The sequence below is a fragment of the Planococcus faecalis genome (assembly GCF_002009235.1).
GTDB lineage: Bacteria > Bacillota > Bacilli > Bacillales_A > Planococcaceae > Planococcus > Planococcus kocurii.
The window spans coordinates 1,507,718-1,534,641 of sequence record NZ_CP019401.1 but is presented as its reverse complement, the minus strand read 5'-3'; the positions used below and the strand labels follow the sequence as shown (position 1 = coordinate 1,534,641).

The window sequence follows — 26,924 nt, the reverse complement described above, 5'->3', positions numbered from 1 at the left end:
TCAGATGCTATTCGAGTGACAATACCCACTCAGCCATTGCCGCTGCGTTCGCCTCTTCAATGAGACCCGCTGGCATAGTGCCTTTACCGTTGACTAAAATATTTTCGATGTCTTCTTGTGGAAGTTCAGTAGCCACTAGTGATGGACCTACTCCGCCTTCATAGCTTGAACCGTGACAAGCGATACAGTTAGCTTGTGCAGTTGCTTCAGGATCGAAATCTCCTTCAGCTGTTTCTCCGCCTTCGCCTTCAGCAGCTTCTCCGCCACTTTCTTCTGTTGCATTTTCTTCTGCGATTTCAGCTTCGTCACCCACTCCTTGTACTGACAAGAAGAAAATTAAACCAATACCGAACGCCATGATTAAGATATAAGGTACAATTGCATTTTTTTGCATCCGTTACCCCTCCCTCTACTAAGTTCTGCTTGATGATATTATTCGTATCATTCATTATTGTACTGTATTATCAATGAAACGAAAAGTCTTAACAGATAACTTTTCCTCGTTTGTGACAAAAACGGTAATTTAATTTTTGCTTGTTGCTGTTAGAGATAGATTTTTCATGAATTTTCGAGAAATTCTTATTTCACAAAATCTTTAAAAGCAGTTTCTTATTAAGAAAAAAAGCCCCGTACGGAACAGGACTCAAAAATTGTTCTTTAGCACCCAATTTGACGCGCAATGACCATACGTTGAATTTCTGAAGTCCCTTCGCCGATTTCTAATAACTTCGCATCACGCATATAGCGTTCAACTTCATATTCCTTCATGTAGCCGTAGCCCCCATGAATTTGAATAGCTTCATCAGCCACTTCCATCGAAATTTCAGAAGCATACAATTTTGCCATCGAAGCTTCTTTAGTAAATGGACGTCCTTGATCTTTTAACCAGGCTGCTTTATAGACCATATTACGTGCCAATTCAATTTTCATTGCCATGTCGGCGAGTTTAAACTGAGTTACTTGGAACTCAGATAAGGTTTTACCAAACTGTTTGCGTTCTTTTGAGTAAGCCAGCGCTTTATTAAAAGCCGCTTGCGCAATGCCTACAGCCATAGCTGCAATACCGATACGTCCGCCATCTAATGTTACTAAAAACTGTTTAAAGCCATCTCCACGCTTGCCTAATAGATTCTCTTTCGGTACGCGGACGTTATCTAACACTAGTTCTGTTGTATTAGAAGAATGCAGGCCCATTTTTTCGTAATTATCGATAATGGTAAATCCTTCTGCGTCTGTGGGTACGATAATGGCACTGATTTCTTTTTTGCCATCAGTCATCCCCGTAATGGCTGTTATGGCTAAATGTTTCGCGTGACTGGCATTGGTGATATAAACTTTGGAACCACTAATTACCCAGTCGTCGCCATCTTCTACCGCACGGGTTTCTGTTCCTCCAGCATCGGATCCCGCATTTGGTTCAGTCAATCCAAAAGCGCCAAATGACTCACCCGTACAAATGGGCGTCAAGTATTTTTCTTTCTGGTCTTCCGTTCCAAATAAATTCAGTGGTGCACCACCAAGTGAAATGTGCGCAGAATAAGTAATTCCGGTAGATGCACAGGCACGACTTAATTCTTCTGTCACAATAGCAAAGCTAGTAGTATCCGCTCCAGATCCGCCGTATTTCTCATCAAACGGTAAGCCCATCATCCCCATGTCAGACAGCTGTTTAAAGATTTCAGTCGGAAACGCTTTTGAACGGTCACGATCAATAGCGCCTGGTGCTACTACCTTATCAGCAAATTCCTTGATTGTCTTTTTGATCATCTGTTGTTCTTGTGTTAAATCGAAATTCATTTGTGTACATCCCCTTTGTTTTGAATACGCTTACAACTTTCATTATATAGGGAAAATTAAGACAAGTTCAAGCGTTAACCTTAATTCCTTTTTTAGTATCAACAAAAGAGTCACATTCCGAAAAAAATCGGAATGTGACTCTAGCTGTTTTATTTATTCAAGAAAATCTTTTAACCGCTTGCTGCGCGATGGGTGGCGCAGTTTGCGCAAAGCTTTTGCTTCGATTTGACGAATTCGCTCACGCGTTACGCCAAATACTTTGCCTACCTCTTCTAACGTCCGTGTACGACCGTCATCTAAGCCGAAGCGAAGACGTAAGACGTTTTCTTCTCGATCCGTTAATGTGTCTAAAACATCCTCTAACTGCTCTTTTAATAATTCATAAGCTGCATGATCAGAAGGCGATTGGGCATCTGAATCCTCGATAAAGTCACCTAAATGCGAATCATCTTCTTCACCGATTGGTGTTTCTAATGATACCGGTTCTTGAGCAATTTTCAAGATTTCCCGAACTTTTTCTGGTAATAAATCCATTTCTTCGCCGATTTCTTCTGGAGAAGGATCACGACCAAGATCTTGCAACAATTGACGTTGAACACGAATCAATTTGTTAATGGTTTCAACCATATGAACCGGAATACGAATGGTACGCGCTTGGTCCGCGATGGCACGGGTAATAGCCTGACGAATCCACCACGTTGCATACGTACTGAACTTAAATCCTTTAGAGTAATCAAATTTTTCTACTGCTTTGATCAAGCCCATGTTTCCTTCTTGGATCAAGTCCAAAAACAACATGCCGCGACCAACATAGCGTTTTGCGATACTCACAACTAGACGCAAGTTGGCTTCAGCAAGACGTTTTTTAGCTTCTTCGTCACCTTGTTCAATCAATTTCGCTAAGCGAACTTCTTCTTCTGCTTTTAGCAGATCAACGCGTCCGATTTCTTTCAAATACATGCGGACAGGGTCATTGATTTTAACACCAGGTGGTACGCTTAAATCATTTAAATCGAATTTATCTTCTGTCGGTTTCATCAAACGATCCAAATGTTCTTCATCATCAGATTTACGTTCTAATTCGATGCCGTGACCTTCTAATTGGTCAATAAACTCTTCTACTGCATCGGATTCCATTTCGAAAACCGCTAATTTATCAGCAATTTGTTCGTAATTGAGTTCTCCGGTTTTTTTACCTGTTTCGATTAGCTGTTTTTTTGCTTCTTCCACAGTCGCTTCCGGACCTTCAGTAGTCAATGGAACATTGCTTGCTTCAACTTCAGTTTGGCGTTCAGATTTCTCGGCCATTTGACTTCCTCCTTTAAAAAAACCGGAATTAACTTATAGTGATTTGCGTAAAGCAATCACTTCTTGAGCAAGAAGTAAAGCGCGCTTTAAGTCATGCTGTTTTTCCGCTTCTTTTGATTGCTGGATTTTCAGATTGATTTGCTGTTCGACCCGATGTTTGTGCAGGTGCTTTAAACAATCGGAAATTTCTTCATCCGCGTGTTCCGGATCGCGTTCAGATAAGGCCGTTTCCATAACTAGTTTACGGAGTTCTGTATCTTGAAGCGTCTCTAAAAACTTGTGAAAATCTGCTTTATCCCATTCCTCATAAAAACCGAGCAATTGAACATACAGCGCCCGAAATTCTTCACTGATAAATGGAATGTCATTGTCTTCAACTACTAACTTTTCCATAACTGATGGATCTGCTAGAGCATGTGACAACAACATCCGTTCCGCTCTGTGCAGTGATGTAACCTGTTTGGGTGCTTTTTTAGCGGTTTTTACTACCGACGGTTCAGGTCGGTTACGCTCAATTGTTTTGTTTTCTAACTTTCGGTAATGCTGCAGGATAGCTTCCTGAGATAATCCAGTTTCTACTGATAATTGCTTTATATATAAATCTCGCTCTAAAGGCGAAGATCTACCAGCCAACAGTTGTAGCACTTCCTGAATGTATTGCAATAAGTCATTTTCATATTGAAAATTCTTATGCCTTCGGGCATGCATCATCGCAAATGCAATAAATGCATGAGGCTTTCCAATAATCTGTTCTTTAAAGGCTTCTGCACCATTTTCACGAACAAAATCATCAGGGTCCATTTTACCTGGCAGAACAGCTACTTCCACTTTGAAGTTTTCTTCATTCAAGGAAATTGCTGCTCTTTTGGCAGCTTCCCAGCCTGCGTCATCGCCATCAAAACAAATGACGACTTCTTGGGCAAAGCGTTTCATTTGCCGAATATGCTGGGCAGTAAGTGAAGTACCCATAGTTGCTAAAGCATTATCGACTCCTGCTTTACCCGCTGCAATAACATCCATAAACCCTTCAAACAAAATGATTTTCCGATTTTTACGGATGGCACTTCTTGCATGATGCACATTATAGAGCACTTGGCTTTTTTGGAAAATCGGAGATTCTGGGCTGTTCATGTATTTGGCTTCTTGTTTAGTGTGCTCAAGAACCCTTCCCGAAAAGGCAATCACTTTACCTGTTTCGTTCATGATAGGGAACATAATTCTACCACGGAATCGATCGAAATAGCCGCTTGACTGCTCACGAGGAATGCCTAATCCACTTGCTTCTAGCTCTTCTTCGCTAAAGCCTTTTCGCTTTAAGGCAGATGCCATGTAATTCCATTCCGGAAGCGACCAGCCAATTTTGTTTTTCTCAATAATTTCTCGAGTAAAGCCCCTATTTTCCAAATAGTCCAGCGCTGCTTGGCCTTCTTCTGTATTCAATAGAATATGGTGGTACATGTCCGCAGCAAACTCGTGCATCAGAACCAATTGGTGATCGCTTTTTGATTGCACGGGACCCGATTCAGCAGGCGACTGTATATCGACATCTATACCTGAGCGATTTCCCAGTCTCGATAAAGCTTCCTGAAACGTTAAATTTTCAATATCCATCAGAAAAGTGATGACATTGCCACCAGCTCCACAACCAAAACAATGAAAAATCTGCTTATCGGCAGTAACAGAAAAAGATGGTGTACTTTCTCCATGGAAAGGGCAAAGGCCGAACCAATTTCTGCCCCTTTTTGTTAGCTGAACATACTCACCGACGACATCCACAATATCTGTGCTAGATCGGATTTTTTCGATCACTTCTTCAGGAACTCGATTGGACATTATTTTCACCATCTTTGTTTGCTTAACTACTTTAATTCGTGATGTAAAGACAAAATCCTTCATTTTTCGACAAAAAGATAAAGCAAACTATTTTATCCACTAGTAAGCTTTAGCCACAATTCTTCATTATAAAACGTTTTTATTAAAAAATCCACAAAAAAAGAAAGAAAAACCGCCCATAGAGGGAGTTTTTCCAAAATCATTTTTGGCGTTTGCTTAATATTAAATTAGCCGTTTCTTCGACAGCCCGATTTGTTACGTCTACTATTTCACAGCCAATGCGATCGACCACTTTATGAAAATGATCGATTTCTTCGTGAATTCGATCAATTTTCGCATAATTAGCATCATCATTTAACCCAAGAGCAATCAATCGTTCTTTACGAATGTGGTTGAGCTTATCCGGTGAGATAATCAAACCAAAGCATTTTTTTGGATCTACGTGGTAAAGTTCTTCCGGTGGGTCAACTTCTGGCACCAATGGTACGTTTGCAACTTTCAGCCGCTTGTGCGCCAAGTACTGGGATAACGGCGTCTTAGAAGTTCTAGAAATCCCGACCAAAACGATATCGGCCATTAAAATGCCTCGCGGATCTCGTCCGTCGTCATATTTAACTGCAAACTCAATAGCTTCGACTTTTTTGAAGTAGTCATCGTCTAGTTTCCGAACCAAACCGGCTTCTTGTAGAGGTCTTGCATTTAGTTCTTGTGCTAGCGCATCCAAGAGAGGACCCATAAGATCGACTGCTGTTACACGAAATTTAGCAGTTTCTACCTGCATATAATCTCTCAAATCTTGTGAAACTAACGTATAAACGATAAAAGCTTGTTGGGCGACAGCCAATTTAATAATCTCTTGCAAATGCTCGATCGAATCAATGTAAGGAAATCGTTTCAATACCGCATTTTGATCTGCATTTAAGTATTGGCTGATTGCCGCTTTTGCGACGAGTTCGCCTGTTTCACCGACCGAATCGGAAACAATGAACAATCGGAGTGAATTCATAATTGACACCTCACAAATCGTGGTTTTCAGATAGTGATAAAAACGCACGAGTAATATTCGTTTTTGTTAATCTGCCGACAACTTTAAAGCCATCTGGCTGTTCTTCTACTACTGGCAAGGCATCAATCTGCTGATTAATCAACCGATGTGCCGCTTGGATTAAAGACTCATTTTTTGCACAATAAGTGATGTTGGGCATACGCGTCATAATAATATGTACAGGAATACTCGTTAGATTTTGACTCCCTAAACTTGCACGCAGTAGATCTTTTCTCGACAGCACACCAGACAAATACGATTTTTTATCTACCACAAAAAGTGTTCCAACATCATCCAAGAACATTTGGCTAATGGCATCGTAAACACTAACATCTTCTCTAACAACAACCGGAATCGACTGAAAATCCTTGACCTTCATGTTGTTCATCGTATCTGTTACGTCTTGCCCTGGTTTTTTACCCGAATAAAAATAGCCAACACGGGGACGGGCATCTAAAAAGCCTGCCATAGTCAGGATGGCTAAATCAGGTCGTAACGTCGATCTAGTTAAACTCAAGCGATCCGCTATTTGTTCGCCAGTAATCGGTCCGTTGCCTTTAACGATTTGCAATATTTCCTCTTGTCGTTTATTGAGTTCGATTGGACTCACCGCCTCAAAATATATATATGTTATACTCAATATCAATTATTATATACTAATGAACGTGATATTGCGAAGAAAACATTGCCGTGGTACAATATGAACGAACTCATATAGAGGCAATGACGGATAGATAAGTACTGTAACTTAAAGCGAGCAGGGATAGTGGAAGCCTGCATCTACAGGAAACGGTGATCCAGAGCCAATGTTATTTTAAAGTGGACTGTCTTTTGCAGTCAATCGAGGTGGAACCGCGGGTCTTAACGTACTCGTCCTCGGACATGGAGACATGTCCGAGGACGAGTGCGATTTTTTATTTTATGGAGGTAATTTTATGTCAATGGAAGATGTAGTAGCATTAGCAAAACACAGAGGCTTTGTATTCCCGGGCTCTGAAATTTACGGAGGATTAGCGAACACGTGGGATTATGGGCCACTTGGCGTTGAACTGAAAAACAATATTAAAAAAGCATGGTGGAAAAAATTCGTTCAGGAATCTCCTTATAACGTAGGACTTGACGCTGCTATTTTGATGAACCCGAAAACGTGGGTAGCTTCTGGGCATGTCGGTAACTTTAACGACCCAATGATCGACTGTAAGAGCTGTAAAACTCGCCACCGTGCGGACAAATTAATCGAAGATGCATTAGATGCTAAAGGCATTGAATTGATCGTGGATGGATTATCTTTTGATCGCATGGCAGAATTAATTCAAGAACACGAAGTAAAATGTCCAACATGTGGCAAACAAGATTATACGGACATCCGTCAATTCAATTTAATGTTCAAAACTTTCCAAGGCGTTACTGAAGCTTCAACAAATGAAATCTTTTTACGTCCAGAAACAGCTCAAGGAATTTTCGTTAACTACAAAAACGTTCAACGTTCAATGCGCAAAAAAATGCCGTTTGGTATTGCACAAATCGGTAAAAGTTTCCGGAACGAAATCACACCTGGTAACTTTACGTTCCGGACACGTGAATTTGAACAAATGGAACTTGAATTTTTCTGCAAGCCTGGTGAAGATTTGGAATGGTACGCTTACTGGCGCGATTTCTGCAAAAACTGGTTGCTGAACTTGGATATGACTGAAGACAATATGCGCCTGCGTGAGCATGACGAAGATGAACTTTCACATTACTCAAACGCAACTGTGGATATCGAATACAAATTCCCATTCGGCTGGGGCGAACTTTGGGGAATTGCAGATCGCACCGATTTTGACTTGAAACGCCATATGGAACATTCAGGAGAAGATTTTAATTACATCGATCCTGTAACGAACGAACGTTTTGTGCCTTATTGCATCGAGCCATCTCTTGGAGCTGACCGCGTTACACTGGCTTTCTTAGTAGATGCTTACACAGAGGAAGCACTTGAAAACGACGACAAACGCACAGTGTTGAAGTTCCACCCAGCTTTAGCTCCTTACAAAGCAGCAATTCTTCCGTTATCTAAAAAATTAGCAGAAGGCGCAACAGGCGTGTTTGCTGACCTAGCTAAGCACTTTATGGTAGACTACGACGAGTCGCAATCGATCGGTAAACGTTACCGTCGCCAAGACGAAATTGGCACACCTTTCTGTATCACATACGACTTTGATTCCGTAGAAGACGGTCAAGTTACAGTACGTCACCGTGATTCAATGGAGCAAACACGTATGCCAATTGCTGAAGTACAAGCATATATCGAAAAGCATATTCAGTTTTAAGTAAGAAAAGCGGAAACGGCCATTTAGCTCTGACAGGCATAAGACGATCTGGTGAAGCGGCGTCTTTTCAGCCGCACAACCTGATTGGCTTATGACCCGAAGAGCTGGCCGGTGAAGCTAGACACGGAAAAGCGGAAGTTCCAAAAGAAGTGGTGGACTGAGTCTATTCCACCACTTCTTTATTTTTTTTAATAGCCGACGTGACTTATTCCTTTCAAAAAAGAGCTGCTCAAAAGACTATTCGTCTTTTGGCAGCTCTTCTTTTTTAGGTAAAAATTCTGGTGTTCGTTCTAATTGTTCGAGAAATTTTCGTGACTTTAAGCGAATCCCTGCTTTTTCCTCATAAATTGTACGAACAATTTGTTTCAGCAAGCTCTTGGATTCTTTTTTCAACGTTAAGGAGCCTACACGGTCAATTGGCACAAAGTAAAAGGTGCGAATCAACTTCACTAACGCTGGACTCAAACGAATAATGTAGCGATCGATATGAAAACAACGATGACAAAGAAATCCGAGTTCTTGAAATGAAAATGCAAATTCTCCTTCTGTCGCTCCACAATTAGCACATTGATGAAGCGTCGGCGTTAAGCCTGCTGTCTGGAGCATTTTCCATTCCACAAACAAAGTAATAGCTTCAGGGTCGTAGCCTTCATCAATTGCATGAAGCGCCTGGAACAGCATATCAAAAATTGCAGGTTGTGACTCATCTTGTTCAGTTAGTCGATCAATCAATTCAGTGACGTAACTAGCGTACGCAGTCGACATAATGTCTTCTCGAATATGCCGCAACGATTCTAGCGGATCCCCTGCTTGCAAGGTACCCATGCCTCTTCCTTTGTAAACAGAAAATGTTCCATGAGTAAAAACCTGCGTAATGGCCGCTAAGCGACTAGCGGGTTTTTTTGCACCTCTTGCCATACAAGTAATTTTCCCTGCTTCTCTCGTAAACAAAGTGACGATTTTATTAGTTTCGCCGTAAGGCATCGTACGAATGACAATTCCCTCTACTTGGCTTTGCATGGGAAGGACTCCTTAGTATTCGTCTTCTCTAAAGCCAAAATCACGTAAATGCATGGCTTTGTTACGCCAATCTTTTTGCACTTTAACCCAAAGTTCTAAATACACTTTTGACCCAAGCAAGTTTTCGATATCTTGACGGGCACGTGTACCAATTTGTTTGAGCAAAACACCTTTTTTACCGATAACGATGCCTTTTTGAGAATCACGCTCAACCATAATTGTTGCTTGTATACGAATCATGTCTTTATTTTCGGAATCGGGTGCGATTTTTTCAATGACCACAGCAATCGAATGCGGAATTTCTTCGCGCGTTAAATGCAAAGCCTTTTCACGGATAAGCTCAGAAATGATAAAGCGTTCTGGATGATCTGTAATTTGATCTGCTGGATAATATTGCGGTCCTTCTGGAAGACGTTCGCTAATTTTTGCCAACAAAGTCTCCACATTATTGCCTTCTAGCGCTGAAATCGGAATTGCTTCAGCGAAGTCAAATTCTTTGCTGTACGACTCGATAATTTTCGGTAAATTATCAGGGTGTACTTGGTCGATTTTATTAAGAACTAGAAACACCGGTACATCAATGCCTTTTAACATATCCAGTACATAGCGATCTTCTTTACCAACGCGGTCGACACCACTTGCTACAAACAATAAAACGTCAACTTCTCGGAACGTATTTTTTGCTACTTTCAGCATAAAATCGCCTAATTTATGACGCGGTTCGTTAATGCCTGGCGTATCAATAAAAATCATTTGGTTGTCATTCGTCGTCACAACGCCTTGCACTTTGTTTCTGGTCGTTTGAGGCTTGTCACTCATAATGGCAATTTTTTGACCTACAACGCGGTTAAGGAATGTCGACTTGCCGACGTTCGGACGACCGATGATTGAAATAAATCCTGATTTGAAACCGTTATTCTCTGGCTGCATATTTTAAATCCTCCGTTGAAAATGCGCCGGGAAGCAATTCGCTAATTGTTGTTTCCTGGACGTCACCTTTTAAATTTGTTAAGTAAACTGGCATATCTGGCGGACAGAACTCAGCTAACACTTGTCTACACGCGCCACACGGCGATACAGGACCTGAAGTGTCGGCTGAAACAGCTAATGCCACAAAGCTCTTGTCGCCTTCAGACACCGCTTTAAAAACCGCTGTGCGCTCTGCACAGTTCGTTAACGAATAACCGGCATTTTCAATATTACAACCCACATATACTTTGCCTTCAGCTGTCAGTAATGCTGCGCCGACAGGAAACTTCGAATAAGGTACGTAGGCATTGCCGCGTGCTTTTATCGCTTGCTCCATCAATTGTTCTTTTTCCATTTTAATCACCTCTGCGAATTTAAAACCATTTGGGTAGAAATATTAGTAAACCAATTATAGCACTTGCCACGGCAAATACCAAAACTGCACCTGCCGCCATATCCTTGGCCTGCTTAGCAAGTGGCTGGAAATCGGTTGTCGCTAGGTCAACTACGCGTTCAATGGCTGAATTCACCATTTCTAATGCAAGCATCCCTGCGATTAATAAAATAACAACGAACCATTCCACATGAGATATTCTTGTCAAGCAGCCAGCAAGTACCACGATGATCGCTGCGATCAAATGAAATCTGATGTTTTGTTCTCGCTTGAAAGCAGTCACTATGCCTGCTGTTGCAAATCGAAAAGAGCGTAAAAACTTACGCATCATCATTCGAGTCACGCGTAATTCCAAGTGACAGCAAAATGGCATCTTGACGAGAAAACATTTTCTTTTCATCTTCTTCTGTCAAATGATCATAGCCGAGCAAATGCAAGAAGCCATGAACCGCCAAAAAGCCAAGCTCTCGTTCAAACGAATGGCCATAATCTGTTGCTTGTTTTTTAGTACGATCGAGTGAAATAATAATATCTCCAAGCATACGCGGCTCTGATGAACCGATGATGGCCGTTTCACCTTCACCTAATTCCTCCATAGCAAAAGAAATGACATCCGTCGGTTGGTCTTTCCCCCGGTATTCACGGTTAATATCGCGAATCATTTCATCTGTAACAAATGTTACCGATACCTCCGATTCTCCTACCGCTTCTTCTTTAGCTGCATGCTCCAGTATGTTTTGCACAAAATCCAATTCTGGTTGTTTTAGTGTTTCTGTTTCATCCATAAAATCAATCGCTATCATAATAGTCCTCCTATCAATTAGGTTCTTTCGGATACTCAATACGAGAATGGAAAATGCCATTCAGCGTTTCACACATTACTTTTTTTACCGTTTTCAGCTCTTTTAGCGATAAATCACATTCTTCAAATTGCCCATCTTTTAGTTTATCTTCTACTATGGCATCTACCAATTTTTTTATCTTTTCTGATGTTGGCTCTTTCATTGAGCGAACTGCTGCTTCTAAGCTATCTGCTATGCAAATAATGGCAATTTCTTTTGTTTGGGGTTTTGGTCCTACGTATCGGTACGACTCTTCTTCAACATCTGAATCGCTGTCTTTGGCCTTATAATAGAAAAATTTCAAAAGACTCGTGCCATGGTGTTGCGCTGCCACATCAACGATTTCTTTCGGCATTTTGTACTTCTTCAATATTTGAGCTCCTTGCACACCGTGCGCTAGAATAATATCTCGACTTTTTTCCGGTGGCAAACGATCGTGTGGATTTTCGATATTCACTTGATTTTCGATAAAAAATTGCGGATATCTTGTTTTACCGATATCGTGGTAATAACAACCAACTCTCGCAAGCAGTCCATTCGCTCCAATCGCTTCACAAGAAGCGTCCGCCAAATTGGCAACCATAAGGCTATGATGATACGTACCCGGTGTTTCTGTCAAAATTTTCTTTAGTAACGGATGATTCGGATTTGACAACTCGATCAAACGCATCGTTGATAACATACCAAATACCGATTCAAAAAAGGGCAAGAAACCAATGGCTAGCGCACCCGATAATACCCCCGATACAATCGCTGCCGTAAAATAAAAGCCGATCTCTGTCCAATTATACTGTGTTTGGCCAATCAATAGGTAAAAAGCGACAAAAAGCACATTAGCTCCAGCTACCGCTAAACTAACTTGCAACAGACGCCCTCTGCCACCATCTCGTTCAATTAAATAAATCGCAGTTAATCCTCCAAATAAAATATAAAAAGCAATGTCCACTTGCAACGAAGACGAATAGCCGCTTGGCAACATAATTCCTGCTGCTGCACTGACCAAAATCGTGACAAACACAGCGGCCCGTTCGTTAACGAGCAAACGAACAAGAATACCAGCTAATGCCGTAGGAAAAATAAATGAAATCACCAAATCGAAATTTTCACCGACTGCTGATAATAATTTCATCAACAGCAACGAGATGGTAACAGCTATTAGTATGACAAGCATCTCAGTGACCTTGCCTTTATCATCCCTTTGCGACCGAAAGATAACGGACAGCAAGAGACCTGTAGTAATGATGACAAAAACCAACAAACCAAGCAACGGTTTATAATTCTGTTGCTCTTCTGTCATGCCCGCTAGTTCTAATTGTCGATAAACTTCTCGATCTACTATTTGACCTTCTTGAACAAGAACTTGTCCTTGTAAAATACGAGTGGGCTCCACGCTGTTGCGCACCTGTTCTATTTGATTCGCTGTGAGCTCTTCATTAACCAATTCATTGGCAATTATACCAAATCGTCCAATGGTTACTGCCGCTTGAACAACCTCATCTGGAATTTGTTGATTCTGGCGAATTTCCTGCTCAATTTCAGTACGACTACGTGCCACTTCTTCTACTCGTATTGGTTCGTTTAAATAGGATGTTAACACCCCATCTAACTGTTCTTGAATGTTAATAAGACTATCGTCTGAAAGAGACACTAAAGACTCCAACATGTCATCTGTTAAACGTAGACCATTTTCACTAGTTTCCAGTAAGCGCAGATCTTCCGTGAGTTTCGCAATCATAGCGTCACGAGAAAGTTTCTCTTGTCCTTTTTCAGGCGCAGCTTTTACGTCTAACAAATAACCAAACAGCGAATCGATTAAGGCTATTTGATTATCGACGATCTCATCCATAAATTGATAGCTTGGGGCTACTTCTTCAGTAAGTCGTTGCCGCTCAATTTCCGTCTTAACCGGGTCCTCGACTGTTTTCTCCGAACGAATGGTTTCAGTCGATAGTTGAAACAGTTGGATATCGTATGTATCGCTTTGGACAGAGTCCATTAAACAAGCATATAGGATTATGCCAGTCAACAAGATGCCAGCCATCATTATTTTCCGGTAACCCAATTTCTCAAAGATTTCTTGTACTCTTTGACGCATGCCAGTACACCCCACATTTCCTATTTCCATCATAACAAGTAAAGAAATAGATTTCACGGTGTTTTTCTAAAAATTTGAAATTATCCCCATATTTATGAGAAATAATAGGTTGTGAGTCCTTTTTAAAAAAATGCTAAAAAAGATGCAGGGATTTTCGCCCCTGCATCTTTTACATTTAATTATATCGGCTGTTTTTCGTAGGCATCTATGATCTTTGCTACAAGTGGATGACGAACCACATCTCCGCTTTCAAGATACTGAAAATGAATAGTTGGAACATCTTTTAAAATGGTTTCTGCTGCAATCAACCCTGACTCAGCCCCACGCGGCAAATCAATCTGTGTTTTGTCACCGGTAATGATCATTTTCGAGTCAAAACCTAGCCGCGTCAAAAACATTTTCATTTGTGCCTTTGTGGTATTTTGCGCTTCATCAAGAATAACAAATGCTGCGTCAAGTGTACGACCTCTCATATAAGCAAGAGGAGCAATTTCAATCGTTCCGCGTTCGATAAAGCGATTTGTTTGCTCAAGACCCAACACATCGTGTAAAGAGTCATAGAGTGGTCTCAAATAAGGATCTACTTTTTCTTTTAAATCTCCTGGTAAAAAACCAAGACTTTCCCCTGCTTCCACAGCAGGCCGTGTCAAAATAATTTTCTTTACTTGACCATTTTTAAGCGCCTGAACTGCCATGACGACGGCTAAATACGTTTTACCTGTCCCAGCAGGACCAATTCCAAAAACCAAATCCTTGCTACGCATAGCTTGAATATAATGACGCTGACCTATTGTTTTTGCCCGAATAGACTTGCCATTAGCGTTGCGCGCCACTTCTTCGTCGTAAAGTTCGGCAAAATATTCGATTGTGCCACTTTTAGCCATTTCAATAGCAGAGATAATATCTCGCTGATTGATGTTAATATTTTTGCGTATAACCCGCAATAACTGTTCTATTAATAATTTCCCCGTTTGCTTGCCTTCTTCAGAACCTGATAACTTGATGACCTCACCGCGGGTAATAATTTGAATGTTAAAAGCTTCTTCGATTAATGTTAAATGACTATCTGAGATCCCGAGCAGTTGAACCGCTTCATTTGGGTCTTTCACATGTAGTTCTAGTAAGTTGTTTTCTGTCATGTGGACGCTCCTTAGAATCGAGTATTTACTGCTAATTTCACTCTATCATTAAAGATAATCACTTGTAAAATTTTTGTTCTGGATAAATTGATTGAAAAAACTAAATAACAAAAATCGAACAAGAAGAGCAGCTAATAAATGATGTTTCGCTTACGAAATAACAGTAACTCAAAACAGTAGTTTAACTAACAACTTTTAAATCTGCTATGTAAATCAATAAGCAGTTTAAATGCTATATAAGTTTACATAATATTATTATTAATAAAAAAACAGCAACTAGTGGGAACTAGTTGCTGTTTTTTATCTTTTGGATTTGGGCGGTAGTAAAATCTCTGCCATAATAATGCCTCTTCTTACATCTTCACTACTCAACGGCAAAAATTCATGCGATATTTCTTCAGGACTTTGACTAACAGGCTGATCGCGTAGCGGCTTTGATCTATGCGTAGAAATGCGATCTTGGATTTCATGTTGTGCATCTCTAGACGAAACACGACGCTGCACTTCTTGTCGTGCTTCACGAAGAGGTGCACGGTTCACCATTTCTTCCGCTTTTTTCTTTGCCTGCCCTACACGCTCAGAACCTTGATTTTTTTGATTTTGTAGTTCCCCATAAATTTCTTTAGCGTAATCTTCCACCCGTTTGAACCTCCCTTGGCCAGAGCGACCGTCCCGATCAGTTGACGCTTTTGTTGAGACGGGCTTAGCAGGAACATCTCCATCGGATGAATCTTTTTTGCTTTTATTAAAAAAAGCACTTACCGCCATGATAACAAGTCCAAATATGAGAGCTTCCATACGACAAACCTCCCTTATGACTACTGCCGATTATTTATCGTCGGATTTGTCCATGCCCGTTTTTGAGATAGACTCTCTCATACCTGTATCTGCTTGGACATTTTTATAATTGACGTAATCCATAATGCCAATATTGCCGTTGCGTAGCGCTTCCGACATAGCAAGTGGTACTTCCGCTTCAGCTTCTACAACTTTTGCTCTCATTTCAACAACTTTGGCTTTCATTTCTTGTTCACTTGCTACAGCCATTGCACGACGTTCTTCTGCTTTTGCTTGAGCAATTTTCTTATCTGCTTCTGCTTGCTCTGTCTGCAACTCTGCGCCAATGTTTTTACCAATATCAACGTCTGCAATATCAATCGACAGAATTTCAAACGCTGTTCCAGAATCTAGGCCTTTAGATAAAACGGTTTGAGAAATCAAGTCCGGATTTTCTAGAACTTTTTTATGACTAGTGCTCGAACCTAAAGTAGAGACAATCCCTTCACCTACACGTGCAACGATTGTTTCTTCTCCTGCACCACCGACTAAACGGTCAATATTAGCACGAACTGTGATACGAGCTTTTGCTTTCACTTCGATTCCGTCCATGGCAACACCTGCAATAAATGGTGTTTCAATCACTTTCGGGTTAACCGACATTTGAACTGCTTCTAATACGTCACGACCTGCAAGGTCAATCGCTGCTGCACGTTCAAACGGCAATTCGATATTAGCACGATGCGCCGCAATCAACGCATTAACGACACGGTCAACGTTACCACCAGCTAAATAGTGACTTTCTAATTGATTGATGGTTACTGTTAATCCTGCTTTTGATGCTTTAATCAATGGATTGACGATACGTGACGGAATAACGCGACGTAATCTCATTCCGATTAGCGTAAAGATACTGATTTTGACCCCTGCAGCTAATGCTGAAATCCATAATGTAATTGGTACGAATGTGAAGAAAATTGCCAAAACGACGATAATACCAATTATCGCAGCACCTAAACCAATTGTTTCAATTCCCATTTCTCTATTCCTCCTCTTGTTTTTCAAGTTCACGAACGACGATACGCGAACCTTCTACCTTGATTATCTTAACATCTTTACCACTGTCGATAAATCTGCCTTCTGATACAGCGTCAATGCGCTCATCGTCTAATTTAATGGTACCGGAAGGACGGAGCGCTGTCACTGTTTGGGCAATTTTACCGACAAGTTCTGGGCGATTTGTAGTCGATACATAACCACCTGCCGTATCGGTAGCATCCGTCAAGATAATCCGTTTGAACAAATCAAGCCGCTTACCAAAGAATTTCACTACAATCACCATCCCTATTGTTGCTACTATCATTGCAATAAGTACTGCTATGGCGGTGGTTTTAAGATCTCCTCCCGCGAGTAAAACACTTCCTAGGATCGCTGCAATTCCCAGGAATCCAGCAACACCTCCAGGAATAATAAACTCAGCTATTAATAGGCCAAAACCAATAACTAATAACACAATGGACTCATAACCGGCTAACCCTGCTACCAAATGTCCGTAGAAAAACAGCATAAGGAACGTCAAGCCAATAAATCCAGGAACTCCAACTCCAGGTGTAAATAGCTCCAGAAGTAATCCAAGACCTGCAATTGATAGAAGAATTGGCACAACAATCGGGTTGGTCAAAAAACGAGCGAGGCTTTCTGAGAACGTTTCATCGATTGTCACGACTGTGGCGTCTTCAAGTCCTTTCAAACTAAGTAGCTCGTCTAACGTAGATACCGTCCCTTGCGAATAGTTCACCTGTTCAGCTTCAGCCGCACCCAAAGTTAACAACTTCCCTTCAGCCGCACCAAGTTCAGGCAAATCTATGGAAGCATCAGCCATCGCTAAGGCAATCTGAGGATTACGACTTGCTGTCTGAGCCGCGTTCTTCATGGATGCCAGCCAAGCGCTATTGGCTTTGTCAGCAGCTGCGTTACCGGCTTGATCAATTACCTGTGCTGCACCCATACGACCATTCGGATGCATATAGATTTCATCATTGTGCAAAGCTAAAAAAGCACCTGCAGACAAAGCATCTTGATTGATGAAAGCTATTTTTTTCAATGACGTTTTGTCCAATAGACGGGCAATGCCATCTGCTGCTGCGACAAACCCACCTGGTGTATCTATCTCGAATACGATTGCTTCGGCTCCAGCGTCTTCTGCTTCTTCAATGCCCCGTTCAATAAAAGCCTGCAGTCCTCTTTCGACCTCATCTTCAATAGGTATCACGTACACAGTCGAAGTATCAGCCTGTATGGCCGGGAGCATGAGCAGAAACGATAGCAGCAAAAGCCCAAAACCAATACAGACTTTGACTCTGCTCAACAGGATCTCTCCTTTCGCATTTCAAATTTACTGTTTGTATCTATACGGATGAACAGGAAATAAGTTTCAAGGTACGTCTCCTATTATAAAGTAAATCTTCAGTAATAACGAAAGAACGCGCTTACAAATAGAATAAATAGAAAAACCACCATCACGATACTCGTGATGGTGGTTTAGGCTGGTCGTTCATATTTTTTAAAAGTCATTATACTGCTTAAGGTCAATTAAAATTTACGTTTACGCGCAGCTTCTGATTTTAGTTTACGTTTCACGCTCGGCTTATCATAGTACTCGCGCTTTCTTACCTCTTGCATTGTTCCAGATTTAGAAACAGTGCGTTTGAAGCGGCGAAGAGCATCTTCAATCGATTCGTTTTTACGAACTGTAGTTTTTGACATCTCTTTTTCCCTCCCTCCGAACACACGTTGAAGCGAAGAACAACAAGTGTTATATACTCAAAAATTATATCGTATTCTAGATGAAAGGTCAATAGTTAATAATCAGAATCAGAAGTTAACCCTTGCATGATTTTGACGCCTGAACTTGCACCGATGCGCGTAGCTCCTGCTTTGATCATGGCTTCTACATCTTCAAGGCTACGAACGCCACCAGAAGCTTTAACGCCCAAATCTGGACCTACTGTCTGACGCATTAGTTTGACGTCTTCAACTGTAGCTCCAGCAGTTGAAAAGCCCGTAGAAGTTTTGACAAAGTCAGCTCCTGCTTCTTTGGATAAACGTGAAGCAGTCACTTTTTCTTCGTCAGTCAATAAACAAGTTTCTAAAATCACTTTGACAATCGCCTTGCCTTTTGCTGCATTGACAACCGCTTCGATATCTTTTTTCACATGGTCAGTATTGCCACTTTTAAGTGCTCCAATATTCACGACCATATCGATTTCACCAGCGCCTTTTAGAATAGCATCCGTCGTTTCAAAAGCCTTCGTTTCAGACGTTGACGCACCTAATGGAAATCCGATAACTGTGCAAACTTTCACGTCGCTGTCTGTCAACTCAGCCGCTGCCGTTTCAACCCAAGCCGGATTAACACATACAGAAGCAAATTTGTATTCAGCCGCTTCTTGACAAAGCTGAACAACTTGGCTTTCTGTAGATTCAGGTTTTAATAAAGTATGATCAATGTATGATGCAATTGTTGTCATGACTAAAAATCCCCATTCTTTTTTTAAAATTATTATACAGTGTTATTCAAATTCATAAGAAATCGCAGATAATGCATACAAAGGTGCCGTTTCTGTCCGTAAAATCCGTGGACCGAGAGCAGTAAAGCTCGCTCCAGCGTTTTTTAGAGACGCCACTTCTGCTTGTGAAATTCCACCTTCTGGACCAAAGATGATCAGCACTGAATCTTTATCATACAATTCTTTTAAAATTTCAGCAAACCGAGTCCTGCCCTCTTGCCGCGCCTCTTCTTCGTAAGCTACAATGACCGCGTCATACGAGTTGGCTTTATCTAGCAATTGTTTAAAACTGTGAATGCCCTGTATTTCCGGGACATGCGTTCTATGTGATTGCTCAGCTGCTTCTTTGGCAATTTTTTGGAGACGTCCAATCTTCTTTTCACTTTTAGCACTGTCCCATTTTACAATAGAGCGTTCTGCCGAAAATGGTAATAATGCATACATTCCGAGCTCTGTCGCTTTTTGCGTGATCAAATCCAGCTTGTCACCTTTTGGCAATCCACAAGCGATGGTCACTTTTTTCGGCAATTCCACTTGCATTCCCAAATCGCTACCGATTTTTACCTCTACGTCAAAATCTGCACTGACTATTTTTGCCTGATACGCTTGATCTTCCATAACTACAATCAAATCGTCCCCAATAGTTTGGCGCATAACTTTGGCGATGTGCTTTGCATCATCGCCAGTTATCGCCACTATTTGATTTTCAGGAATTTTGCCTTCTATAAAATATCGTTGCATTGTGGCACCTCATTACTCAGGTTTTTTTGAAATGATCGTAACCCAATCTTCCATCATCATGACATCTTCAATGACAAACCCAGAAGCTTCAAGTGAGGCTTTAACGTCGTTCTTTTTCGCTTCTATGATACCTGAAGTGATATAGCTACCGCCTGGTTTAACGATATTGAAAGCATCATCTGTAAACGACATGATAACTTCCGCCAAAATATTAGCTACAACTACATCAGCCGGTTGATCTACTTTATCAGTTAGATTGCCTTTTTCAACTGTCACAATGCCTTGAACTTTGTTTAGTTCAACATTATCAATCGCCGCTTTTACAGCAATTTCATCCAAATCCAGTGCATACACTTCTTTGGCAGACAATAATGCGGCACCAATTGCCAATACCCCTGAACCTGTACCAATATCGATGACACGATCAGATGGTCGTACTACTTTTTCTAACGCTTGAAGACTCATAACAGTAGTAGGATGGGTACCCGTTCCAAAAGCCATTCCTGGATCTAACTCAATAATTAATTCGTCACTTGATACCGGATTGTAAATTTCCCATGTTGGAACAATCGTGAAACGTTCGGAAATCTTTACAGGGTGGTAGTACTTCTTCCAAGCTGTGGCCCAATCTTCTTCGTCCACTTCACTAATTGTCACTTCGTTTTTGCCAAGGTTGATATCAAAAGCAGCTAGATTATTAATCGCCACTTTAATCGCATCGACCGTTTCTCCCAAAAAACTATTGACGGGGAGATAAGCTTTCAAAATCACTCCATCTACTGGAAAATCTTCAGGATCTAGTGAATAGATTTCTCCGAAGCGATATTCTCTTTCTTTCGTTAAGTCTTCCGAGTCTTCTATGACAACCCCGCTGGCTCCTGCTTCATGCATGATGTTTGAGACCGCTTCAATTGCTTCGTTTGTCGTATGAAACGACAGTTCTGACCATTTCACTTCCACTCAGCTCCTTTTCGACTTTACAGTCAGTAAGACTCTCGCTTTTCGCCAGAGTCTTCTGTTTGTAAAAATCCAGTTGCTTTAACTATTCATAAAAAGAAAATTTCAATCCCGTAGCTCTTATTAATCGCCTTTAATTGTACGTTTGATTTTTTCAAAAAGAGAACTACTATGCTCTTCTGGAATATCGCCGCTAATTTCAGCAAATTCACGTAATAGCTGCTTTTGCTTTTCGCTGAGGTTTGTTTGTGTTTTTATTCGAACAATAACATGTTGATCGCCCGTTCCGTAGCCATGGACATTTTTAACACCTTTGCCTTTTAGACGGAAACGCGCACCACTTTGTGTGCCGGCCGGAATTTTTAATTTCACTTTCCCTGAAGTTGTCGGCACTTCAATTTCGTCACCCAACGCTGCTTGCGGATAGGTGATGGCAATATCTAAGTAAATGTCATCGCCTTCACGTTGGAATTGTTTATGTGATTTCACACGGAAAACAACATATAAATCTCCTGAAGGTCCTCCGTTTACACCTGGTCCACCTTGTCCAGTGACACGCAATTGCTGGCCATCATCGACCCCTGCCGGAATAGTCACTTTGATTTTGTTGACTTTGCGAACCTTGCCTTGACCACGGCAAGTTGAACATTTTTCTTCGATAATTTGACCAGAGCCTTCACAATGCTGGCAAGCACGACGATTGACCATACGGCCGAAAGGTGTGTCTTGCGTTACATTTGTTTGACCAGAACCATCACAATATGGACACGTTTTTTTCTTGGTGCCAGGCTTTGCACCGGAACCGTCACAAGTATCGCATGTTTCATCTTTAGGAATTTCAATTTCTGTTTCTTTGCCGAACACAGCATCCATGAAATCGATCGTCATCGAATACTGTAGATCGTCACCCTTACGCGGAGCACTTGGATCGCGGCGTCTTGAACCCCCACCAAAGAACGTGCTGAAAATATCGTCGAAACCAAAGCCATCAGCTCCGCCGCCACCAAATCCTTGATTGGGATCTTGGTGCCCAAATTGATCGTATTGTGCCCGTTTTTGTTGGTCACTCAGTACTTCATAGGCATCTTTTACTTCTTGGAATTTCTCCGATGCATTGGCATCTTTATTAATATCTGGGTGGAATTTTTTCGATAAAGTCCGGTATGCTTTTTTAAGCTCTTCTTTAGAAGCAGTCTTAGATACACCCAGTACTTCATAATAATCTCGTTTATTCATGAGTCACTCTCCCTCTAACAATCAACTGTAATTGTACACGGTTTAAATCGCTGTTGCAAAGACATTGAAAGAGCCAAAGCATGTTGCTTTGCTTTGACTCTTCAAGGTCTTACTTATTATCGTCGTTTACTTCTTCAAATTCTGCATCAACGACATCGTCATTTCCTGATGCAGCATTTTCTTCTTCTCCAGCTTGTTGAGCTGCTGCTGCTTGCTCATAAGCTTTCATTGACAATCCTTGCAAGATTTCCTGAAGTTTGTCTTTTTTCTCACGAATGTCGTCGATGTTATCCGACTCCAATGCCGCTTTTAGTTCATCGCGTGCATCTTCCGCTTGTTTTTTCTCTTCTTCTGTAACAACTTCGCCTAGGTCTGCAATTGTCTTATCTGTTTGGAAGACTGCTTGGTCCGCTTCATTGCGAACTTCTACTTCTTCTTTTACTTTCGCATCTGCTTCGGCATTTTCTTCTGCTTCTTTGATCATGCGTTCAACTTCTTCGTCAGTTAAAGACGAATTCGATTGAATTGTAATTGTTTGCTCTTTTTGCGTTCCAAGATCTTTCGCTTTAACGCTAACGATACCGTTTTTATCGATATCAAAGCTTACTTCGATTTGTGGTACACCGCGTTGTGCTGGCGGAATATCCGTTAATTGGAAACGGCCAAGTGTTTTGTTAGCTGCTGCCATTGGACGTTCGCCTTGTAATACATGAATATCTACGGCTGGCTGGTTATCAGCAGCAGTCGAGAAGGTTTGTGATTTCGAAGTTGGGATCGTTGTGTTACGCTCGATCAATTTCGTGAATACGCCGCCCATTGTTTCGATACCAAGTGATAATGGCGTTACGTCTAGTAAGACCACATCTTTTACGTCTCCAGTTAATACGCCACCTTGTACAGCTGCACCCATTGCTACAACTTCATCCGGGTTAACACCTTTATATGGCTCTTTGCCTGTTTCTTTTTTCACAGCTTCTTGTACAGCTGGAATTCGAGTAGATCCACCAACAAGGATAACGCGATCAAGATCAGAAGCTGAAATACCAGCATCTTTTAATGCTTGGCGTGTAGGTCCCATTGTGCGTTCAACTAATGAAGAAGTTAACTCGTCAAATTTTGCACGGCTCATCGTAACTTCCAAGTGAAGCGGTCCTTCTGCTCCAGCAGTGATAAATGGCAATGAAATTTGAGTTGAAGAAACACCTGACAAGTCTTTTTTCGCTTTTTCAGCAGCATCTTTCAAGCGCTGAGTAGCCATTTTGTCTTTAGACAAGTCAACACCATTGTCTTTTTTGAATTCTTGTACTAAATAATCAATGATCAGTTTATCAAAGTCATCGCCACCAAGACGGTTATCGCCGGCAGTAGATTTTACTTCGAATACGCCATCGCCAAGTTCAAGAATCGATACGTCGAATGTACCGCCACCAAGGTCATAAACAAGGATAGTTTCGTCTGTTTCCGTTTTATCAAGACCGTATGCTAATGCCGCTGCAGTTGGCTCGTTAATAATACGTTCTACTTCAAGACCTGCAATACGTCCCGCGTCTTTTGTTGCTTGGCGCTCTGCGTCATTGAAGTAAGCTGGAACTGTAATAACCGCTCTTGTTACTTTTTCGCCTAAATATTCTTCAGCGTACCCTTTAAGGTATTGTAAAATCATTGCAGAAACTTCTTGAGGCGTATAATCTTTGCCTTCAGCTGTTACTTTTTCCTGCGTACCCATTAAGCGTTTAACGGATTGAATGGTATTCGGGTTAGTGATTGATTGGCGTTTAGCTACTTCGCCGACTTGACGTTCGCCATTTTTAAAAGCGACAACAGAAGGAGTTGTACGGTTGCCTTCTGGGTTTGGAATAATTTTTGGCTCGCCGCCTTCTAATACTGCGACTGCTGAGTTTGTTGTTCCTAAGTCAATACCGATAATTTTGCTCATTGTTAAATTCCTCCAATATTTTTATTCGTTTACTTTTACCATTGCCGGGCGAATAACCCGATCTTTTAACATATAGCCTTTTTGCAATTCTTGTAACACAATTCCTGCTTCTGCAGATTCGTCTTTTTCTTGCATAACTGCTTGATGGAAATTCGGATCAAATGGTTCGCCGACCGCTTTAATTTCTGCTAGGCCTTCACGGTTCACAGCTTCAATTAACGATTTCTGTACCATTTCCACGCCCTTTAGCAAGGACGCTGACTCTTCACTGCTTGTCGTAAGAGACAAAGCACGTTCAAAATTGTCTAGTACTGGCAGAATATCCGCTAATAGTGATTGTGAACGGAATTTATTGGCGATTTCTTTGTCTTTTTGAGTACGTCTTTTGAAATTATCAAAGTCAGCCAATAGCCGCAAATATTTGTTTTGCTCAGCTTCAAGTTGCGCACGAAGCTCTTCAGCTTCATCCGTTATTGAAGATTCTTCCTCACTAGAAGATTCGTCAGGCGCTTCTGCATCTACTAATTCTGGTGACTGTTCAGCTTCAGCGTCTTTTACTTCAACAGCTTCTGGTGCTACATGTTCTTCTGCTTTTAATGAATCATTTTTTTTCGACAAATCTGTTCCTCCTTTGTTCACGTTCCATTAAACAACCGGTTCAGTTCTTTCGATAAATCACCGCTTAGCAAATCCAATATAGAAACGATGCGTTTGTAATCCATTCGTTTTGGACCTATTATAGCGATCGAACCGGTCTGTTCTTCTCCGATATCATAAGATACCGTAATGACACTACAATCTTCCATTGCTGTAAGCGCATTTTCCGAGCCAATGCGAATATGGAGGCCTTGGCTTCCAACTGGCAAGATCATCGGAATGTGCTTTACTTCTTCCATGACATCCATTAAATTTCTGATTTTTTGAAGATCATGAAAATCTGGTTGTCTTAAGATGTTTAGCTTACCGCCGTAATAAATATTTTCATCCGTATGTGGCAATAAAACGGCTTGCCTAAACGTATGAAACAATTCACCATAGCGTTCAACATGCTGCTGTAAAATCGTCAATGTCTCTTGTTCTAACCGCAGGTGCAGATTGTTTAGCGATACACCAACGAGCCGTTCATTTAGGATATTCGTCATTTTTTCAATATCCGATGGATCGAGTCCAGGCGGAATGGGAAAAATCCGATTTTCCACATGACCAGAATCGGTCACAATAATCGCCACAGCTGTGTCTAAAGTTAAAGGAACAATCGACAATTTCCTAACGATGTGTCTACGTACATCAGGACCCAATAAAATAGAAGTGTAATTGGTCAATTCCGAAAGAATCATGGCAGAGCGTTTGATAATTTCTTCTGTCTCTGTCAGCTTTTCTTCAAAAATTGAACGCAACTGTAAAATGTCCTGTTGTGGTAGCCGTCTTGGTGTCAGCAAGTGATCAACGTAATAGCGGTATCCTTTCTCCGAAGGAATGCGTCCGGAAGACGTATGTGTTTTTTCTAAAAACCCCATCCCCTCTAAATCCGCCATTTCGTTGCGTATAGTGGCAGGACTAAACGGAATATCAGGTCTTCTGGAGAGTTGGTTCGATCCTACCGGCTGAGCTGATTGAATGTAATCATCTACTGTCACCTTTAAAATGAGCAGTTGCCGTTCTGTTAACATGATCATCACCTCTGTTAGCACTCTAAGTACCCGAGTGCTAATACTACATTAAAATTAACAAATAAAATGATCAATGTCAACGGAAGAGCTTTAAGCTAATAAAAATTGCTCAAAAACTTCATTACCAACAAATCGTCCTTTACGGGTCAGTCTAACAAAATCGCTAGCAACTTCTAAATTTCCTTTAGCAATTTCTTTTTTCAAGATATCTCCGTAAACATCTTGAATCGGTTTTTGAAATTTAATTTGGAAATGAGACAGCGACACCCCGCCTGTTTTTCGTAGCCCTAGAAACATCTCTTCTTCCATTTTTTCATGGAGCGGCACTTGGTGTGTACTCAAAATTGGACGCTCACCTGCATCTAATGGAGACATGTATTTTTTTAAAGGTCCGGCATTGGAATAGCGAATACCATCTACATAACCGTGCGCACCGGCACCAACGCCAATATATTCAACATTGTCCCAGTACAGTAAGTTGTGTCGTGATTCATGACCAGGACGCGCAAAATTGGAAATTTCGTATTGTTTTAATCCACGTTTGTCCATTTCATTCATCAACTTATCGTACATATCGGCTTCTAAATCTTCTGTTACCGTATTTAACTTACCTTTTGTCATTAAGTTATAAAATACTGTTTTCGGCTCAATGATCAAGGAATAGGCTGAGAAATGCGGCATATCAAATGCAAAAGCTCGCTCCAGTGTATCGTCCCATTGTTGCATCGTTTGGCCAGGTAATCCGTACATCAAGTCGAAACTCAAGTTTTTAAAGCCTACTTTGCGAGCAGCATTAACTGCACGTGTAACATCTGAGTTGCTGTGAGTTCGGCCAAGTCGTTTTAAAAGATCTTCATCGAATGACTGAACGCCCATGCTTAGACGGTTGACACCTCCGTCAAATAGCACTTGCATTTTATCTTGTGTCAATTCATCTGGGTTGGCTTCTGATGTCCATTCCAAATTAGCAGCCATTGGGACATAGCGATGAATATGTGCCAGCAATTTCTCTAATTGAACAGGTGTTAACGATGTAGGAGTCCCTCCACCAAGGAAGATTGTTTCCAAAGGATGATCGAGTGCTCCTTGTTCTTTCCATAACGCCAACTCTTTTCCTACGGAATCAATGTAAGCATCCACCGGCTGATCTTTGAAATATACTTTATTGAAATCGCAGTAAAAACAAATTTGGTGGCAGAATGGAATATGGATATACAATCCTTTTACCATTTTATTTCCTCTTTTCTAATAAGAAAAGGAGGCTAAAATTCCGCCTCCTTTTTT

At 41.2% G+C, this 26,924-nt stretch carries 26 protein-coding genes; 1 reads left to right on the top strand and 25 read right to left on the bottom strand.

Annotated elements, in window-relative coordinates; all coding sequences use genetic code 11:
* Positions 1-7: 7 nt before the first annotated feature.
* From cccA to ccpN, 6 genes are all read right to left on the bottom strand, one after another.
* Positions 8-394, bottom strand: coding sequence for a cytochrome c550 (cccA, locus tag AJGP001_RS07645; RefSeq protein WP_071154374.1), 387 nt, complete (start codon positions 392-394; stop codon positions 8-10).
* A gap of 263 nt (positions 395-657) precedes the next feature.
* The gene (locus AJGP001_RS07640) at positions 658-1,797 is read right to left on the bottom strand and encodes an acyl-CoA dehydrogenase (protein WP_078080342.1); all 1,140 of its coding nucleotides are present in this window, start codon (positions 1,795-1,797) and stop codon (positions 658-660) included.
* Between the two features lie 153 nt (positions 1,798-1,950).
* Positions 1,951-3,105, bottom strand: coding sequence for an RNA polymerase sigma factor RpoD (gene rpoD / locus AJGP001_RS07635; RefSeq protein ID WP_058385553.1), 1,155 nt, complete (start codon positions 3,103-3,105; stop codon positions 1,951-1,953).
* A gap of 33 nt (positions 3,106-3,138) precedes the next feature.
* Positions 3,139-4,938, bottom strand: coding sequence for a DNA primase (gene dnaG / locus AJGP001_RS07630; RefSeq protein ID WP_071154373.1), 1,800 nt, complete (start codon positions 4,936-4,938; stop codon positions 3,139-3,141).
* A gap of 199 nt (positions 4,939-5,137) precedes the next feature.
* Entirely contained in the window at positions 5,138-5,944 is an 807-nt protein-coding gene (locus tag AJGP001_RS07625; RefSeq protein WP_058385555.1) for a pyruvate, water dikinase regulatory protein, read from the bottom strand.
* A gap of 10 nt (positions 5,945-5,954) precedes the next feature.
* On the bottom strand, positions 5,955-6,593 hold the full coding sequence (gene ccpN, locus AJGP001_RS07620) for a transcriptional regulator CcpN (protein ID WP_058385556.1): 639 nt from the start codon (positions 6,591-6,593) through the stop codon (positions 5,955-5,957).
* Between the two features lie 325 nt (positions 6,594-6,918).
* On the opposite strand from ccpN, the gene AJGP001_RS07615 reads away from it, so the two are divergent.
* On the top strand, positions 6,919-8,295 hold the full coding sequence (locus AJGP001_RS07615; protein ID WP_058385557.1) for a glycine--tRNA ligase: 1,377 nt from the start codon (positions 6,919-6,921) through the stop codon (positions 8,293-8,295).
* A gap of 237 nt (positions 8,296-8,532) precedes the next feature.
* Here the strand turns inward: AJGP001_RS07615 and recO are convergent, their stop codons facing one another.
* The 19 genes from recO to hemW all read right to left on the bottom strand — a co-directional run bounded on the left by recO (position 8,533) and on the right by hemW (position 26,870).
* The gene (recO, locus tag AJGP001_RS07610; RefSeq protein WP_058385558.1) at positions 8,533-9,315 is read right to left on the bottom strand and encodes a DNA repair protein RecO; all 783 of its coding nucleotides are present in this window, start codon (positions 9,313-9,315) and stop codon (positions 8,533-8,535) included.
* Between the two features lie 12 nt (positions 9,316-9,327).
* Positions 9,328-10,245, bottom strand: coding sequence for a GTPase Era (gene era, locus AJGP001_RS07605; protein ID WP_058385559.1), 918 nt, complete (start codon positions 10,243-10,245; stop codon positions 9,328-9,330).
* Positions 10,229-10,639, bottom strand: coding sequence for a cytidine deaminase (locus tag AJGP001_RS07600; protein ID WP_058385560.1), 411 nt, complete (start codon positions 10,637-10,639; stop codon positions 10,229-10,231). Before AJGP001_RS07600 ends, era begins: the two co-directional genes overlap by 17 nt.
* A 19-nt stretch (positions 10,640-10,658) precedes the next feature.
* On the bottom strand, positions 10,659-11,012 hold the full coding sequence (locus AJGP001_RS07595; RefSeq protein ID WP_058385561.1) for a diacylglycerol kinase family protein: 354 nt from the start codon (positions 11,010-11,012) through the stop codon (positions 10,659-10,661).
* A complete protein-coding gene (gene ybeY, locus AJGP001_RS07590) occupies positions 10,999-11,484 on the bottom strand; it encodes an rRNA maturation RNase YbeY (protein ID WP_281251064.1) in 486 nt (161 codons plus the stop codon). The genes AJGP001_RS07595 and ybeY overlap by 14 nt, the downstream gene beginning before the upstream one ends.
* Positions 11,485-11,494: 10 nt before the next feature.
* The gene (locus tag AJGP001_RS07585) at positions 11,495-13,615 is read right to left on the bottom strand and encodes an HD family phosphohydrolase (protein ID WP_071154372.1); all 2,121 of its coding nucleotides are present in this window, start codon (positions 13,613-13,615) and stop codon (positions 11,495-11,497) included.
* 179 nt (positions 13,616-13,794) lie between these two features.
* Positions 13,795-14,754 (bottom strand): PhoH family protein, encoded by a 960-nt coding sequence (locus AJGP001_RS07580; RefSeq protein ID WP_078080341.1) that lies wholly within the window; start codon positions 14,752-14,754, stop codon positions 13,795-13,797.
* Between the two features lie 300 nt (positions 14,755-15,054).
* The gene (locus tag AJGP001_RS07575; protein WP_071154371.1) at positions 15,055-15,552 is read right to left on the bottom strand and encodes a hypothetical protein; all 498 of its coding nucleotides are present in this window, start codon (positions 15,550-15,552) and stop codon (positions 15,055-15,057) included.
* Between the two features lie 30 nt (positions 15,553-15,582).
* Complete coding sequence (gene floA, locus AJGP001_RS07570) at positions 15,583-16,569, bottom strand: flotillin-like protein FloA (RefSeq protein WP_058385566.1); 987 nt, start codon at positions 16,567-16,569, stop codon at positions 15,583-15,585.
* 4 nt (positions 16,570-16,573) lie between these two features.
* Positions 16,574-17,899 (bottom strand): NfeD family protein, encoded by a 1,326-nt coding sequence (locus tag AJGP001_RS07565; RefSeq protein ID WP_078080340.1) that lies wholly within the window; start codon positions 17,897-17,899, stop codon positions 16,574-16,576.
* A 224-nt stretch (positions 17,900-18,123) separates the two neighbouring features.
* A complete protein-coding gene (gene rpsU / locus AJGP001_RS07560; protein WP_006828698.1) occupies positions 18,124-18,297 on the bottom strand; it encodes a 30S ribosomal protein S21 in 174 nt (57 codons plus the stop codon).
* 95 nt (positions 18,298-18,392) lie between these two features.
* Complete coding sequence (gene deoC / locus AJGP001_RS07555; protein ID WP_078080339.1) at positions 18,393-19,061, bottom strand: deoxyribose-phosphate aldolase; 669 nt, start codon at positions 19,059-19,061, stop codon at positions 18,393-18,395.
* Positions 19,062-19,103: 42 nt separating this feature from the next.
* A complete protein-coding gene (locus AJGP001_RS07550; RefSeq protein ID WP_071154370.1) occupies positions 19,104-19,841 on the bottom strand; it encodes a 16S rRNA (uracil(1498)-N(3))-methyltransferase in 738 nt (245 codons plus the stop codon).
* Between the two features lie 12 nt (positions 19,842-19,853).
* Positions 19,854-20,795: a 50S ribosomal protein L11 methyltransferase gene (gene prmA / locus AJGP001_RS07545; protein ID WP_078080338.1), complete on the bottom strand. Its 942-nt coding sequence runs from the start codon at positions 20,793-20,795 to the stop codon at positions 19,854-19,856.
* A 126-nt stretch (positions 20,796-20,921) separates the two neighbouring features.
* On the bottom strand, positions 20,922-22,034 hold the full coding sequence (gene dnaJ, locus AJGP001_RS07540) for a molecular chaperone DnaJ (RefSeq protein WP_058385570.1): 1,113 nt from the start codon (positions 22,032-22,034) through the stop codon (positions 20,922-20,924).
* A 109-nt stretch (positions 22,035-22,143) separates the two neighbouring features.
* Positions 22,144-23,970: a molecular chaperone DnaK gene (dnaK, locus tag AJGP001_RS07535; protein ID WP_078080337.1), complete on the bottom strand. Its 1,827-nt coding sequence runs from the start codon at positions 23,968-23,970 to the stop codon at positions 22,144-22,146.
* A 21-nt stretch (positions 23,971-23,991) separates the two neighbouring features.
* Positions 23,992-24,588, bottom strand: a complete 597-nt coding sequence (gene grpE / locus AJGP001_RS07530) for a nucleotide exchange factor GrpE (protein ID WP_078080336.1) — start codon at positions 24,586-24,588, stop codon at positions 23,992-23,994.
* Positions 24,589-24,605: 17 nt separating this feature from the next.
* Positions 24,606-25,640 carry a heat-inducible transcriptional repressor HrcA gene (hrcA, locus tag AJGP001_RS07525; protein WP_071154368.1) on the bottom strand — a complete coding sequence of 345 codons (1,035 nt, stop codon included), beginning with the start codon at positions 25,638-25,640 and terminating at the stop codon, positions 24,606-24,608.
* A 90-nt stretch (positions 25,641-25,730) separates the two neighbouring features.
* Positions 25,731-26,870, bottom strand: a complete 1,140-nt coding sequence (gene hemW / locus AJGP001_RS07520) for a radical SAM family heme chaperone HemW (protein WP_071154367.1) — start codon at positions 26,868-26,870, stop codon at positions 25,731-25,733.
* Positions 26,871-26,924 lie beyond the last annotated feature (54 nt).

Coding starts and splice junctions, on each gene's coding strand:
- cccA (WP_071154374.1), bottom strand. CDS start 394: ATGCAAAAAAATGCAATTGTACCTTATATCTTAATCATGGCGTTCGGT.
- AJGP001_RS07640 (WP_078080342.1), bottom strand. CDS start 1,797: ATGAATTTCGATTTAACACAAGAACAACAGATGATCAAAAAGACAATC.
- rpoD (WP_058385553.1), bottom strand. CDS start 3,105: ATGGCCGAGAAATCTGAACGCCAAACTGAAGTTGAAGCAAGCAATGTT.
- dnaG (WP_071154373.1), bottom strand. CDS start 4,938: ATGTCCAATCGAGTTCCTGAAGAAGTGATCGAAAAAATCCGATCTAGC.
- AJGP001_RS07625 (WP_058385555.1), bottom strand. CDS start 5,944: ATGAATTCACTCCGATTGTTCATTGTTTCCGATTCGGTCGGTGAAACA.
- AJGP001_RS07615 (WP_058385557.1), top strand. CDS start 6,919: ATGTCAATGGAAGATGTAGTAGCATTAGCAAAACACAGAGGCTTTGTA.
- recO (WP_058385558.1), bottom strand. CDS start 9,315: ATGCAAAGCCAAGTAGAGGGAATTGTCATTCGTACGATGCCTTACGGC.
- era (WP_058385559.1), bottom strand. CDS start 10,245: ATGCAGCCAGAGAATAACGGTTTCAAATCAGGATTTATTTCAATCATC.
- AJGP001_RS07600 (WP_058385560.1), bottom strand. CDS start 10,639: ATGGAAAAAGAACAATTGATGGAGCAAGCGATAAAAGCACGCGGCAAT.
- AJGP001_RS07595 (WP_058385561.1), bottom strand. CDS start 11,012: ATGATGATGCGTAAGTTTTTACGCTCTTTTCGATTTGCAACAGCAGGC.
- AJGP001_RS07585 (WP_071154372.1), bottom strand. CDS start 13,615: ATGCGTCAAAGAGTACAAGAAATCTTTGAGAAATTGGGTTACCGGAAA.
- AJGP001_RS07580 (WP_078080341.1), bottom strand. CDS start 14,754: ATGACAGAAAACAACTTACTAGAACTACATGTGAAAGACCCAAATGAA.
- AJGP001_RS07575 (WP_071154371.1), bottom strand. CDS start 15,552: ATGGAAGCTCTCATATTTGGACTTGTTATCATGGCGGTAAGTGCTTTT.
- floA (WP_058385566.1), bottom strand. CDS start 16,569: ATGGGAATTGAAACAATTGGTTTAGGTGCTGCGATAATTGGTATTATC.
- rpsU (WP_006828698.1), bottom strand. CDS start 18,297: ATGTCAAAAACTACAGTTCGTAAAAACGAATCGATTGAAGATGCTCTT.
- deoC (WP_078080339.1), bottom strand. CDS start 19,061: ATGACAACAATTGCATCATACATTGATCATACTTTATTAAAACCTGAA.
- AJGP001_RS07550 (WP_071154370.1), bottom strand. CDS start 19,841: ATGCAACGATATTTTATAGAAGGCAAAATTCCTGAAAATCAAATAGTG.
- dnaJ (WP_058385570.1), bottom strand. CDS start 22,034: ATGAATAAACGAGATTATTATGAAGTACTGGGTGTATCTAAGACTGCT.
- dnaK (WP_078080337.1), bottom strand. CDS start 23,970: ATGAGCAAAATTATCGGTATTGACTTAGGAACAACAAACTCAGCAGTC.
- hrcA (WP_071154368.1), bottom strand. CDS start 25,640: ATGTTAACAGAACGGCAACTGCTCATTTTAAAGGTGACAGTAGATGAT.
- hemW (WP_071154367.1), bottom strand. CDS start 26,870: ATGGTAAAAGGATTGTATATCCATATTCCATTCTGCCACCAAATTTGT.